The 14,899-nt window shown below is 59.7% G+C and carries 8 protein-coding genes and 3 tRNA genes; all 11 read left to right on the plus strand.

Going from position 1 to position 14,899, the window contains the following annotated elements:
• Nucleotides 1–42: 42 nt before the first annotated feature.
• The 11 genes from gyrB to DW211_RS07120 all read left to right on the plus strand — a co-directional run bounded on the left by gyrB (nt 43) and on the right by DW211_RS07120 (nt 14,850).
• Nucleotides 43–2,073: a DNA topoisomerase (ATP-hydrolyzing) subunit B gene (gyrB, locus tag DW211_RS07070; RefSeq protein ID WP_118260020.1), complete on the plus strand. Its 2,031-nt coding sequence runs from the start codon at nt 43–45 to the stop codon at nt 2,071–2,073.
• 185 nt (nt 2,074–2,258) lie between these two features.
• A complete protein-coding gene (gene gyrA / locus DW211_RS07075; protein WP_199576719.1) occupies nt 2,259–4,970 on the plus strand; it encodes a DNA gyrase subunit A in 2,712 nt (903 codons plus the stop codon).
• Between the two features lie 299 nt (nt 4,971–5,269).
• A tRNA-Ile gene (locus tag DW211_RS07080) sits at nt 5,270–5,346 on the plus strand.
• Between the two features lie 67 nt (nt 5,347–5,413).
• A tRNA-Ala gene (locus DW211_RS07085) sits at nt 5,414–5,489 on the plus strand.
• Nucleotides 5,490–5,493: 4 nt separating this feature from the next.
• A tRNA-Ile gene (locus DW211_RS07090) sits at nt 5,494–5,570 on the plus strand.
• A 158-nt stretch (nt 5,571–5,728) separates the two neighbouring features.
• Nucleotides 5,729–6,229 (plus strand): bifunctional nuclease family protein, encoded by a 501-nt coding sequence (locus DW211_RS07095; protein ID WP_117634709.1) that lies wholly within the window; start codon nt 5,729–5,731, stop codon nt 6,227–6,229.
• A 33-nt stretch (nt 6,230–6,262) separates the two neighbouring features.
• Nucleotides 6,263–6,619 carry a hypothetical protein gene (locus DW211_RS07100; protein WP_147357250.1) on the plus strand — a complete coding sequence of 119 codons (357 nt, stop codon included), beginning with the start codon at nt 6,263–6,265 and terminating at the stop codon, nt 6,617–6,619.
• Nucleotides 6,620–6,649: 30 nt separating this feature from the next.
• Nucleotides 6,650–7,099, plus strand: a complete 450-nt coding sequence (locus DW211_RS07105; RefSeq protein ID WP_089572580.1) for a hypothetical protein — start codon at nt 6,650–6,652, stop codon at nt 7,097–7,099.
• A gap of 117 nt (nt 7,100–7,216) precedes the next feature.
• Nucleotides 7,217–9,055, plus strand: a complete 1,839-nt coding sequence (typA, locus tag DW211_RS07110) for a translational GTPase TypA (RefSeq protein ID WP_117584035.1) — start codon at nt 7,217–7,219, stop codon at nt 9,053–9,055.
• Nucleotides 9,056–9,479: 424 nt separating this feature from the next.
• Entirely contained in the window at nt 9,480–13,214 is a 3,735-nt protein-coding gene (locus DW211_RS07115; RefSeq protein WP_118260024.1) for a Spy0128 family protein, read from the plus strand.
• Nucleotides 13,207–14,850, plus strand: coding sequence for a SpaA isopeptide-forming pilin-related protein (locus tag DW211_RS07120; protein ID WP_158568506.1), 1,644 nt, complete (start codon nt 13,207–13,209; stop codon nt 14,848–14,850). Before DW211_RS07115 ends, DW211_RS07120 begins: the two co-directional genes overlap by 8 nt.
• Nucleotides 14,851–14,899 lie beyond the last annotated feature (49 nt).

Consider the following 14,899-nt stretch of genomic DNA (forward strand, 5'->3'; position numbering starts at 1 on the left):
ACTAGTAAGGCTGTACACATTTTCTTGACTGAAGGAGGACGTGTGGCAAACGAAAACGATTACGATGGCGGCGAGATTAAGATTCTCGAAGGTCTCGAGGCCGTTCGTAAGCGCCCGGGCATGTATATCGGCTCGACGAGCGCCAGCGGTCTGCATCACCTGGTGTGGGAGATCGTTGACAACTCCGTCGACGAGGCCATGGCCGGTTTCTGCACCGAGATCCAGGTGACGGTCCACGCCGACAACTCCATCACGGTCGTCGACAACGGGCGCGGCATCCCGGTCGACGAGCACCCTGTTAAAAAGATCCCGACGCTCGAGGTCGTCATGACGATCTTGCACGCCGGCGGTAAGTTCGATAACTCGGCCTATAAGGTCTCGGGCGGCCTGCACGGCGTAGGCATCTCCGTCGTCAACGCACTGTCCAAGCGCGTGGTCGTTCAGGTTCGTCGCGATGGCAACACCTACGAGATGGAGTTCTCGCGCGGCAAGACCGTCAAGAAGATGGAGGTCGTGGGCACCTCGGATTCGACGGGCACCACCGTCACCTTCTGGCCCGACGACGAGATCTTCGAGACCTGCATCTACGATTTCGATACGCTGCACAACCGTCTGCAGGAGACAGCGTTCCTCAATAAGAACCTCAAGATCGTGCTGACCGACGAGCGCGAGGCGACTCCCCACGTGGAGGAGTTTTGCTACGAGGGCGGCATCGTCGACTTCGTCAAGTTTCTCAACGAGGGCAAGGACGTCCCTGAGGCCTTTAAGGAGCCCATCTACATCGAGGGCAAATCGGATCCGGACGCGCCTGTGGCCAAGATGGGCGAGGTTGAGGTTTCCCTGCAGTGGAATAGCGGCTACGGCGAGAACGTCATGTCGTTCGCCAACGACATCTACACTCCCGAGGGCGGCATGCACCTTGAGGGCTTCCGCACCGCGCTCACCCGCGTGATCAACGATTACGCACGCAAGCAGAACCTGCTCAAGGAAAAAGATGCCAACCTGACCGGCGACGATGTGCGCGAGGGTCTTTCGGCCGTTATCTCGGTCAAGCTGCCCGACCCGCAGTTTGAGGGCCAGACCAAGGCCAAGCTCGGCAGCTCCTATATGCGTGCGCTCACGCTCAAGATCGTGACCGACGGCCTCGCCGATTACCTCGAGGAGCATCCCAAGCCTGCTCGCGAGATCGTCAAGAAGGCGCAACAGGCCTGCAAGGCGCGCAACGCCGCCCGCAAGGCGCGCGAGGCGACCCGCCGCAAGAGCCTGCTCGAGACGGCGTCCCTGCCCGGTAAGCTCGCTGACTGCTCGGTGCGCGATGCCGAGCTGACCGAGCTCTTCATCGTAGAGGGTGACTCGGCAGGCGGTTCGGCCAAGGACGGCCGTCGCCGAGACATCCAGGCGATTCTGCCCCTGCGCGGCAAGATTCTGAACGTCGAACGCGTTGGTGACCATCGCGCGTTCTCGAGTGACACCATCCAGTCGCTGATTACCGCGATCGGCTGCGGCGTCACGACGAGTGCCGGCGACGGCGGCGACTTCGATATCACCAAGGCGCGCTACCACAAGATCATCATCATGACCGATGCAGACGTCGACGGTGCGCACATCCGCATCCTGCTGCTGACGTTCTTCTACAAGTACATGCGTCCGCTGATCGATGCCGGCTACGTCTATGTTGCCTGCCCGCCCATCTTTGGCATTAAGGTGCGCAACAAGATCCACTACGTGTATCCCAACGGCCGCCAGCCCGAAGACGAGATCCTGCGCGACACCATCCAGAGTCTGGGCCTGAACCCCGACGATAACGACGAAGACGGCAAGGCCAAGGATGGCAAGATCACCAAGAAGCGCAAGGGCTATACCGTCCAGCGCTACAAGGGTCTGGGCGAGATGGACCCCAAGCAGCTCGCCTCGACGACGATGGATCCCAAGACCCGCATCCTGCAGCGCGTGTCGATCGAGGATGCCGTGGTGGCAGACCGCGCCGTGCGCGAGCTGATGGGTTCCGAGGTCGGCTATCGCCGCGAGTACATCGAGAAGCACGCGCATGATGCGCGCTTCTTAGACGCCTAACCTGTTCGGCTTTCCCAGCCACCGCACCTTCGCCCTCAATCGTCGGTCGCGTACCCAAGTACGCTTCCCTCCTCTTTCGAGCGAATCTGCGGCACCTGGAAAAGCCGTCTCCGTGGCAGGGAACTAATGGACCACGCAAACCATGAGGAGGTAACGTGGCAGACGATATCAACAATAACGAGGGTATGGGCGAGGCCGGCGATGCCGGCATGCCCGACGATCTGAAGCGCCTGCTTGCCCGTGCTGAGCAGGGCGAGGACGGCGATCCGGATGCCTATAACCCCGATGCCGATGATGACGAGGAAGAGGACGACGACGGTGAGCTCGAGGAGAGCTTTGGCGAAGTCGATCGCGGCGCCTCGGCCGGCGAGGATATCAACGGTGGCCAGCTCCAGATTTCGGAGTTTGGCCGCGAGATGAAGCAGTCATTTATCGAGTATTCGATGTCGGTCATCACGGCGCGCGCCCTGCCGGACGTGCGCGACGGCTTAAAGCCGGTGCACCGCCGCATCCTGTATGCGATGAACGAGAGCGGCATCTACCCCAACCGCCCGCACAAGAAGTCCGCTTGGACGGTCGGCGAAGTTATCGGTAAGTACCATCCGCACGGTGACTTCGCGGTCTACGAGGCAATGGTTCGTCTGGCGCAGTGGTTCTCCATGCGCACGCCGCTCATCGACGGCCACGGCAACTTCGGCAACATCGACGGCGACGGCGCCGCTGCCATGCGTTACACCGAGAGCCGCCTGGCAAAGCCCGCCATGGAGCTGCTGCGTGACCTGCAGAAGGATACCGTCGACTGGCAGCCCAACTACGACGAATCGCTCGCCGAGCCTCAGGCGCTGCCTGCGCGCTTCCCCAACCTGCTGGTCAACGGCAGCCAGGGCATCGCCGTCGGCATGGCCACCAATATCGCCCCGCATAACCTCACCGAGGCGATCGAGGCAACCTGCTACCTGATCGATAATCCCGACGCCACTGTCGACGAGCTCATGCAGATCATGCCCGGTCCGGACTTCCCCACCGGCGCTATCATCATGGGCAGCGCCGGCATTAAGCAGAGCTACGAGACCGGCCGCGGCTCCATTACCGTGCGCGCTAAGGCTCATGTGGAGTCCACCAAGACCGGCCGTAGCCGCCTGGTCTTTACCGAGATTCCCTACATGGTCAACAAGGGCACCCTGCAGGAGAAGATCGCCCAGCTCGTCAACGACAAGCGCATCGAGGGCATCTCGGATATGCGCGATGAGTCCAACCAGAAGGGCATCCGTCTGGTCATCGAGCTCAAGAAGGGCGTCATTCCGCAGGTCGTGCTCAACAACCTGTATAAGTACACCTCGCTGCAGACGACCTTTGGCGCCAACAACCTGGCGCTTGTCAACGGCGTTCCCAAATGCCTGAGCCTGCGCGAGATGCTGCAACACTACATCGACCACCAGGTCGACGTCGTCACCCGCCGCACTCGTTTTGACCTCAAGAAGGCCCAGGCGCGTGCGCATATCCTCGAGGGCTACCTGATGGCCCTCGACCATATCGACGAGGTCATTAGCATCATCCGCTCCTCGCAGACCGACTCCGAGGCCAGCAGCCGCCTGATCGAGCGCTTTGGCTTTACGCCCGAGCAGACCACGGCCATCCTCGAGATGAAGCTGCGCCGCCTGACCGGCCTGGAGCGCGACAAGATCCAGGAAGAGCTGGACGGCTTGCGCCGCGCCATCGCCTACTACGAGGACCTGCTGGCGCACGAGGAGAAGATTCTGGGCGTCATCAAGGAGGAGATGCGCGAGATCTCGAAGAAGTTCGGCGATAAGCGCCGCACCGAGATCAGCCAGGTTGAGAAGGATCTGGACGTCGAAGACCTCATTGCCGACGAGGACATGGTCGTGACCATCACCCACACCGGCTATGTCAAGCGCATCCCGGTGGCTGCCTACCGCGCCCAGAAGCGCGGCGGCAAGGGCGTGTCGGGCGTCAACCTCAAAGAGGACGATGTCATCGATGAGATGTTTATCGCGTCCACGCACGAGTACGTGCTGTTCTTCTCGAGCAAGGGCAAGGTCTATCGCCTGAAGGTGCACGAGCTGCCGGTGGGTACGCGCCAAGCGCGCGGTACCGCGATCGTCAACCTGCTGCCCTTCGAGGAGGGCGAGAAGATCGCGAGCGTCATCAGCTGCCGCGAGTTCCCTGCCGACGAGTATCTGATGTTTGCCACCAAGAGCGGCATGGTCAAGAAGACCGTGATGAGCGCATATGACCGCAGCCGTCGCGACGGCCTGATCGCTATCAACCTGCGTGACGACGACGCGCTGCTGAACGTGCGCCGCGTGCGCGAGGGCGACAAGATTATCCTGGCCACCACCGCGGGCAAGGCGATCATGTTCTCCGAGGAGCAGGTGCGCGCCACCGGCCGCGATACCAGCGGCGTTCGCGGTATCGGTATGAAGGACGGCGTGAGCGTTCTGGGCATGGAAGTCACTAACGGCAACGGCGATCTGTTCGTCATCACCGAGCGCGGCTACGGCAAGCGCACGCCGGTCGCGGACTACCCGGAGCAGAATCGCGGCGGCCAGGGCGTCTACACCATCCAAATGACCGAGCGTAAGGGTAACCTCGCGGCCATGAAGACGGTGGGCCCGCAGCACGAGCTGTTCATCGTGACGGAGGGCGCGACGGTCATTCGCGTCAAGACCGACGAGATCAGCCAGACCGGCCGCGCCACCCAGGGCGTCAAGATGATGACCGTCGACGACAACGACCGCATCTGCGCCGTAGCCCGCATGACGGCCGCCAAGGAGAAGCCCGAAGGCGAAGCCACAGAAGACGGCTCTGCCCCCGAAGAAACCCCTGTCGATCTAGGCGACGGCAACGACATGCCAGAGGATCTCCTAGACGAGTAAGAGGAACTAGCTGGTAGAAAATATCAGACCCCATATATCGGCGGTCGGCGCACTGCGCGCCGACCGCTTTTTTGACAATCTTGAACCTCGCGTCGGCCCCGGCTGCCCGGCGGCATGCGAAGTCGATCGCGAGTTCCGCACGAGCCGGAGAGCACTTAATGTGCTCTCCGTGCGAGCAGGACTGTCCGAGCAGGCGACTTCGCATGCCGCCGGGCAGCCGGGGCCGACACCCCTCAAAGATTTTCAAAAAAGTTGTTGACGCGCGCGTAACGACTCGTCTAATATATCCCTTGCGCGATGGACCTGTAGCTCAGTTGGTTAGAGCGTCCGGCTGATAACCGGGAGGTCACAAGTTCGAATCTTGTCAGGTCCACCACTTTCTTTCGCAATAAACACCCCAGCGAGAGCCGAGTCGCCGCTGGGGTGTTTATTACTGTCTCCGTGGGGGTTTAGCTCAGCTGGGAGAGCGCGGGCTTTGCAAGCCTGAGGTCAGGGGTTCGATCCCCCTAACCTCCACCATGATGGACCTGTAGCTCAGTTGGTTAGAGCGTCCGGCTGATAACCGGGAGGTCACAAGTTCGAATCTTGTCAGGTCCACCATCAAAACTGTGAAGAGCCCTGGGGCGTTGCCTCGGGGCTTTTTTCTTGTCTGCGATAAATCTCATTTTGGTTTTGTGTGCTGTGCGAAAGATTGGGTAGTATAGCTATTCAATGCGGCGGGCTGCCGCGTGTTAACCGCTACGTACCGGAGGTGTTCCATGGTTCGTGTCGACATAGAGACCATCGTCATGGCCGCCGGTCCCGTGCCATCGCTTATCGTGCTTCGTGAGCGCAGCAGCAAATCGGACTCGCCCGCGCCGCTGCGTTCCCTTTCCATTCAGACTGGTTCGTTTGAGGCTGCGGCAATCAGCCGTGGCATCGATAGCGGCCGAGCCGAGCGCCCGATTACCCATGACCTGTTGCTCGATACTGTTGGCGCCCTGGGCGCCAAGCTCGAGCGCATCGAGATCGTTCGCGCCGAGCCGCCGGTGTTCTACGCGACGATCGTCGTACTGGCCGATGGTGACGAGTGCAAGATCGACGCCCGTCCCAGTGATGCCATTGCTCTTGCCGTGCGCAGCAATGCCCCCATGTTTGTGGAGGACGACATCATGAATCGCCTGGGCACTGTTTCTACCCACGCCGAGGAAGTCGACGACGAGCAGGAGTTCGAGAAGTTCGACGAGTTCGTCCATACGCTCTCCCCCGATGATTTCTAAATGCGGGGCGGCCAGGATGCGGAGTGTTCGCTGATGGCCGGCGGTATGTCGGCCGAGGCGGCTGCGATCGCCCGCGAGGCCCAGATGCGCTCGGAAGCATCCGAGGCGGCCCGCCTCGCCTATGTGACACAGGCCCGTACGCTTCGCGAGCGCCGCGGCTCGTTTATCAAGATGGTTGTCATCTCCGCCCTTGTCGCGGCAATCTGCTCGCGCCTTCGTGGTACAGTTGGTGCGCTTGGGTTTTCGATCTCTACGGGCCTGGTGATCTGGGGCGTGGTCGACGCGGTAATGCTGACCAGTCAGATCAAGGTGCTCGACAAGCGTGCGGTGGATATGATGCACGCCCGCGACGCTGCCGCCAAGATCGCTGCTGAGGCACAAGAACTGTAACGACGCCGGATTCGATGGGAAGGTCTAAAGATGGCACAGGATATGCAGGACGCCGGTAACGTCTCCGCCGAGCTCGACGCCATGGTGTGCGATCTGATTGGCGCCTTCTTGGACGACCTGGCCGCGGGCGAGAACCCGGGCGTGGTTGTGGCAATTGAGGACGCCGCTTCCAACCGTTATCTGGCCGCACTCGACGAAGATGGCGAGGAGGCATGCCTGGAGGCTGCCACCAACTTTATCTCCGAGCACAAGATGGGTCTTAAGGACGAGGGCCTGGGCCGTATCGCCCGCTATGCCATCGGCTACACCGGCTGCGTCGAGATTGACGGCGGCTATCACGATGCTCTGCTCGTGAGCTTCTTCGAAACCACGCTCGAGAGCGGTTTTTCGGCATACGTGCTGTATGAGGGCATGGGTGCCGGCGATGGTTTTATGTGGAGCGACCCTGAACCTGCAGGTGAGGAAACCCCTCTTATCTAAAATCGCTAAAATAAACGAGTTTTCGGTAAAAGGCTCAATATTCCCGCTGAGCGTTGTATCGCTGGGCGGGCCGCATACGCGTGCCGTTTGTATATGGATAGAAGATAGGGGAACTACATGCGCGTAGACAATCTGAGGAACATCGCCATCATCGCCCACGTCGACCACGGCAAGACGACGATGGTTGACAAGCTCCTGCGTGCCACGGACGCCTTCCGTGCCAACCAGCAGGTCGAGGACCGCGTCCTGGACTCTAACGACCAGGAGCGCGAGCGCGGCATCACGATTCTCGCCAAGAACATCTCTATCGAGTACAAGGACGTCAAGATCAACGTCATCGACACCCCGGGCCATGCCGACTTTGGCGGCGAGGTCGAGCGTGTGCTGCGTATGGCCGACGGCGCCCTGCTGCTGGTCGACGCCTTTGAGGGCCCCATGCCCCAGACCCGCTTTGTGCTGCGTCACGCTATCGACACCGGCCTCAAGATCATGATCGTCATCAACAAGATCGACCGTCCGGGCGCCAACCCCGAGAAGGCCTACAACGACTGCCTCGACCTTATGGCCGACCTGGGCGCTACCGACGATCAGCTCGAGTTTGCCATGGAGCACGTCATCTACGCCAGCGGCGTCAACGGCTTTGCCCGTCATGATCCCGAGGACGGCAACATGGACATGTACCCGCTGCTCGATATGATCATCGACGACATGCCCGCGCCCGAGGTTGACGAGACCGCGCCCCTGGCCATGCAGTGTGTGACCATCGACCACTCCAACTTCGTTGGCCGCATCGGTATCGGTCGCGTGTACTCCGGTACCATTCACCAGGGCGACCAGATTCTGGTCGTCAAGAACGACGGCTCCAGCGCTACCGCTACCGTCAAGCAGCTCTTTACCTTCGACTACCTGGGCCGCACCGAGTGCCAGGAAGTCGGCGCTGGCGACATCGCCGCCGTCGTGGGCATCGACCGCACCGATATCGGCGATGTTTACACCGACCCCGAGAACCCCGTCGAGCTCGAGCCCATCGAGATCGACCCGCCGACCCTGTCCATCGTCTTTGAGGCTTCGACCTCCCCGCTCGTCGGCCGTGACGGCGACATTGTGGGCGCCCGTCAGCTCAAGGAGCGCCTGTTCAACGAGGCCGAGAACAACGTGACCATGAAGATCGAGGAGCTCGAGGACAAGAGCGGCGTCGAGGTCTCTGGCCGCGGCATTCTGCACCTGTCCGTCCTGATGGAGTCCATGCGCCGCGAGGGCTTTGAGTTCCAGGTCGGTCGTCCCCGCGTTCTGTTTAAGAAGGACGAGAACGGCAACAAGATGGAGCCCGTCGAGCAGGCTGTTGTCGAGTGCCCGGACGAGTACTCGGGCAAGGTCGTCGAGGTCTTCGGCACCTCCGGTGGCATCATGACGAGCATGGATACCTCGGGCATCGTGACGCACCTTGAGTTCAAGATTCCGACGCGCGGCATCATGGGTCTTAAGAACCGTATCATGAACGTCACCCACGGCGAGGGCGTGTTCTACCACACCTTCCTGGAGTATGGCCCCTACGCCGGCGAGATCGGCAACCGCCAGAACGGCGCCATGATCTCCATGACCACCGAGAAGGCCGTTGCCTACGCTCTGGGTACGCTGCAGGAGCGCGGTCAGCTGTTTGTTGAGCCGGGTACCGAGTGCTACGAAGGCATGATCGTGGGCGAGCGCAGCAAGGCCGGCGACATGGTCGTCAACATCGCCCGCACCAAGAACCTGGGTAACCAGCGTTCCTCGACCTCCGACATCTCCGTGCAGCTGGTGCCGCCTCGCACCTTCTCTCTGGAGGAGGCGCTGGAGTACATCGCCGACGACGAGCTGGTGGAGATTACTCCCAAGAACATCCGCCTGCGCAAGCGTCTGCTCAACGCCACCGACCGTAAGAAGGCAGCCGTCCGCGCTGGCCAGGTCAACAAATAAGCGCTGGGCTTTATAGCGACTAACAAGAAAGGGCGTCGACCGCGATGGTCGGCGCCCTTTTTGGTGCAAGGGGACAGGTTCGTTTGCACCACAGCTGGGGCGACTATCCCTCCGATCGGCCTTCCAGTCAAAGTTAAATTGTTTAAACATATACATAATTTCACTGAATATAGCCGGTATGATACAAAACTGTTAACAGGTAAATATCAACTGGTATTAAATTAAAAGACCTCTTTACCTGCGGTTTACATGACTGGTATCTATATTGTATTTTATGCATTGTGGCATAGACGAACCGTCTTAGAAGTTGCTCCCCAGTGGGTTCTTGCAATGCGCTAGGTAGGTTCTCGTTGATGTTGGGGTTTGTGTTCGGTCCGACGATTCGCCGTATTCCACAACGTGTTGTAGGAATTAGGGGACAACTATGGACGCACACCGCTCACGGTCGCTGGGTATGGCGGCCCTGATCTTCATTTTGATTAGCCTCACCGCCGCAGTTTTTCACGGTGCAGCCCCAGTGCGCGCCGAGGATGCGACGACGCCGGCGCCGATTGAGATCAACGGCGATACGGCAACGGTTGAGGTCAAGCTGTATACCGATGAGAACCATAATAAGCCTTTGGGTGATACTGCCGTAACGTCTACTTCGAAGCTCTACGGAGCTTTTTCGGCACGGTTCATAAGTGATAAGGCGCCTACGCCTCGGAACTACATCGCTGTCTACGAGCTCCCCGATACCATAGTCATTGACAAAAACGCCGGTGGCGACCTCATGGAGGGTCCGGAGGCTACTGCCGAAAAGGCTGGTACGTGGGAGATCAAGGACAATAAGGTCATTTTTACGTTTGACAAGAGCTGGCTCGACAAAAACCCTGCGGAAATTTTTGTCGGAGCCAATTTTTCATTTGAGTTAGCAAATAAGAACGCTGGCTCGGACAGCAGTACACCTATCAAGTTCCCCGGTGCGGGATCAATCAATATTCCAACTACGGATGGCGCCGTCAAAGGGGAGAAATCAGGAGCCTTCTCCCAGGGCGCCGATGGCGTGGCCAAAGTTACGTGGACCGTCAAGCTTACCGTCGAATCGTATGCAACGAATGTCAAGTTGACCGATACGCTGGGCGCTAACTTCGACTTTGTGGATGGCAGCTTCACGCTCGATGGCAAGAAGCTCGGTCCGCAGCCGACGGTCGACGGTCAGACTGTGACCATCGACAATCTGGGCAACCTTTCCCAGGGGAAGCACACGATTACGTATGAGACGGTGCTGAAGAGCGGTGTTTCCGCGGGTAACGGCGAGTTTGTCGACGAGCAGGACGCATCCAAGAACACGGCAACGTGGGAGTGGGGCAGCTCGAGCGATCGCCAGAGCGGCTCCGTGACTGCTGCTCCCAGCAAGTTTCGCTATGACATGATCAAGAAGTCTGACGGTTCGGGCTCGCCCTCCGATATCTCGTGGACTGTCGCACTCAATCAAGGCGAACTCAAAGTTGATATGAGCGGCTATATGTTCACTGACCGTCTGGATGATAAGCAAACGTATACAGGGGGCTACACGGTTTACAAGGGCAGCTCCGGGTCGGAGGTTCTTGCGACCGGCGCGCTCGATCCGTCGCAGAGCTCGTTTTCTTACACGTTCCCGACCGACCTTGCCGACAAGCACGCCACCTATCGTATCGTCTATCACACCAAGATGAACGACACGAGCTCGTACGACACCGTGCGCAATAACGCGACTATCGAGCGCGAGGGTTCCGTTTCCGGCGCCAGCGAAGGCCAGTTCACGCCGCAGCTGGTCGGTACGCCGATCACTAAGAGGCTCGTGAGCTCCGATGAAGCCGCGACGACGGGTAGAGCGACGTGGGAGACGCGTGTCGCGCTTAAGGCCATTGTTAATGCGGTCAATCCTGGTTTGGTGACGGTGAAGGATACGTTTCAGTCGGCCTGGTCGCAGAATCTCGGTGTCGACGAAGGGGCCATTACCATCAAAATCGGCAAGACCGTGCTGGTGCGGGATGCCGACTGGAAACTGACGGCAAGCTGGCCGGTCGGCGGAACAAAGAGAAATTTCAATCTTGATATATATGTTAACGACAAAGTGAAAGCCGCCCTCGAGAACGAGGACTACGCCGTTATCACCTATGCCACCACATCAGATGCGCTGTCGGGCTGGTACTCAAACTTCGCGTCGGTCAGCGCGACGGGCCTGAATCTTCAGTGGCCGTACACCGACCTCGTCATGTACGTTGTCAACCAAGAAACGACGCCTGCGGTCGAGAAGCCGGAGGCGGAGTCGAAAGTGTCTTGGGACGAGGACTTCGACTGGGGTGCCGTCGACGGCTCGGACGAGAAGGGGGCCTGGGTCGTCGACTGGACGGTGTACGCGAATCGCCAGAAGGGTAATAAAGACGCAAATGGCGAATTCGAGTACTACGGTGCCGGAAAGCTTAACGGCGCGCCGCTGAACATAGTCGATACCCTCCCGGACGGCATGAGCTATGTTTCGGGCTTCGCAAAGTACACGCTCGTGCGGAATCCCTACGATCAGCATACGGGGCTTCATCGCGGAAGCGAGGCCGAGACGGTCGTTGATGATTGGCAGCTTGCCACCGACAACGTCAGCAGCGATGGCAACACTGTCGCCTTTTCTATTCCCACGACTGAACTTGGAAGTTATGCCGGCTACGCAAAGCTAACGTATCGAACGGCGGTCAAACGCGGCGAGCTCGATACCTCCAAGAATGAGGTGAAGTTCATCAACTCGGCAAGCGCAGTGTCGGGAAATAAGGAGTTCAAACCCGGTAGCGGTACCGTCACCATCAAGAACAACGTCATCAAAAAGACCGGTGAGCAGGTCAGTAGTAGCAATCGAATAAAGTACACCATTCTTGTTAACGAATCTGCTGTTGCCCTTAAGAGTGGCACTGACTTCCTTGAGCTCGTCGATACCATGGATGCCAAGTGCACGCTGGTGCCGTCGATGCTTAAGGTCTATGAGCGGGTGAATGGCGCCTGGTCACCGCTGACTGATAAGGACTATTCGTCGAAGATGGAGCAAGTCAATGATGAATCTGGCTCGCGTACGAAGTTGACTCTTGAGGTGCCCGACGAGAAATACCTCAAGGTCGAGTACGAGGTTATCCCGACCGGAAACCCCGGTGAAGAGGTGTCTCTTTCCAATACCGCCAAGCTTACGGGTGTGACGGAAGGCACAGCGATTGACGAGCGAATATGGACCATCCAGAACGCTTCCGCTAGTGCGGGTGGCAATGGTTACGGCATCACGATGACCAAGTACGACGCCCAGCAGGTCGGTGCTACGCTCAAAGGGGCGGAGTTCACGCTCTACAGCGTGAATATGGACCAGGTTGCAACGGCGGGTATCGAAAACGCAAGGACTGAGTTTGAAACCGCCACGACCGACGACAACGGTAGGATCTCGTTTGGCGAAGAAAAGAAGGCGATGGCCAATTGCGAGCTCTACCAGCTTGTGGAGTCGAGGGCACCCGATGGCTACGCTACGGCAAACCCCATTTGGATTATGCTCAAGGGCAATGCGGGTACGGAGGAATATCAGAACAAGCTTGAAAAGGCGAGGAGCGTTGTCAAAGACGCGGAGATTGTCGGCGATGCCAAGAAGGACGAGATCTGGGTCTACGACAATCGTTTGACGGGATCAGCGGTTATCCAGGCAAAGAAAAGACTTGAAGGCGGGACGTTCAAGAAAGGACAGTTCTCGTTTGCGCTTAAGGATGGCGACGGTAAGGTGCTCCAGACGGTGACCAATGATGCCGCGGGCAACGTCTCCTTCAACGTCGACTACAACAAGGCAGGAACCTATACCTACACCATTTCCGAGGTCGAGCCCAAGGGTGCCGTCGACCATGTTAAAGATCACATCACCTATGACACGACCCCGCGCAAAGTCACGGTTAAGGTAACTAATGGCGCGGACCAGCTCAACGCCGTAGTTACCTATAACGATAGCTCTCAGGACCCACCGACCTTTACCAACACGTATTCGACCACGCTTCCCGAGGCAGGCGGTGCTGGCCTGACTATGACATATCTGGCTGGCGCTTCGCTGCTGTGCTTTGCCGCGACATGGATGCATGCTCGTCGCCATCGCGATCAAGGTCGAGGTGGTAGCCGTGAGTAGGCTTAACCGCCGCTTGTTGGCTGCCGCGACGATAATCATGGTCGCTATTCTGTCTTTCGCGATTGCCCCTGGGATGGCTCATGCTGCCGATACCGGTGCCATTACGGTGGACGGTACGGTTGCGACGCGGTATGACGCGTACCAGCTCTTTTCGGCGACCGTTGTCGACGACGCCGATACTGACCAAAAAATTGCAACTGACGTAACGTGGGCGAATGATGCCGTTCGCCAGGCCGTTCTTCCGGTGCTTCATGATGCGGGGCTTGATGGCTCGGCATCGACGGCGCAAGCGGCTGCCGAATGGATGAATGCTGACGGGCATATGACGACCGCGCTGACGGCAAAGCTTGCCCGCGCGATTTGCAATGTCGGCGCAACTTCCGTGGGCCTTAACGCGAGCACGGCGGCCGAGCTGCCCTGCGGCTACTGGCTCATCGTCGCCGACGACGACGCCATCGCCCAGGGCGAGGCCGGCACCGCGCCGATCATGGCCCTGGTCGGCGGCAGCGCCGTCACCGTCAAGCCCAAGGCGGCGACCCCCAAGGTTGCCAAGCATGTGCTGGAGGACAGCACCGCCGCATGGCAGAAGGCCGCCGACGCCACCGTGGGTGACGACCTGTACTGGCGCCTCTCGGCCGCGGTCCCGGCGGGGCTCACGGCCTACGACACCTATGCGGTGCGGTTCGTCGACACCATGAGCGCGGGGCTCGACCCCTCCAAGGCGGCCGCGAGCGTGCGCGTGTACGTGGCGGCGGGCGCGGACGGCGGCTTTGATGCGGTCGCATGTGAGGGCGGCAACGTCAGCTCGACGCCGGCTAAAGGGTGGACAGACATAACTTCACGGTGCAAGGTCTCGGTCGAGGGCAATGCCTTCACCGTGCGTACCGGCGACCTCATCGCCGCGCTCGGCGGGGCCGACGCCTTCACCGCGGGCGCCCGCGTGGTCGCCGTGTACAATGCGCCGTTGGGGGCCAACTGCAATCGAGGTGCCACCAAGGGCAATCCCAACGAGGTCTACCTGCGTTACCCGCGATCTCCCCTCGCCGACCAGTCCGGCGATGCTGGATTTACCCGCACGCCGAGCGATGACGCGTGCGCCTACACCTGGGGACTCAGTCTGATCAAGCGCTCAAGCTCGGACGATAAACCGCTCGCGGGCGCCAAGCTGCGCATCATCGATGACCGCGGGCGCATTCTAACGACTGACGGCTCGTGGTCGACGGATGCCGCCGCGCACGTCACCACGGGCGCGGACGGCCACGTGGAATTGACCGGTGTGGACGCGGGTGTCTACACCGTCGAAGAGGTCGCGGCTCCCAAGGGATACGCCGCCTTTGAAGGCAAACGTACGGTGACGGTTACGGCCGAGGGCCTGGACGTTAAACAGGTGACGGCCGCGAAGCCCAAGGTGACCGTGTCGGCCGAAAGCCCTCTGCGGGTTGATACCGCCGATGCCGGGACGGGTTCGATTGAGCTGTCGGTGCTCAACACCCCAAGCAAAGAAGCAAGTCGAGGCTTTATGCCCTCGACGGGAGATAGAGCGTTGGTGCTGGTGGCGGCTTTGGCTGCCATCGGAGTGGCGGCTATTGTTGTCGCGCTCGTCATCAAGCGGGGAGGAGGTCGCCGTGAAAAATAATTGTCCCCCCCCCTTTGCTCAATGGCGTACTGCCTCCGTAGCGAGTGAC

The sequence above is a fragment of the Collinsella sp. AM18-10 genome (genome assembly GCF_003471585.1).
GTDB lineage: Bacteria > Actinomycetota > Coriobacteriia > Coriobacteriales > Coriobacteriaceae > Collinsella.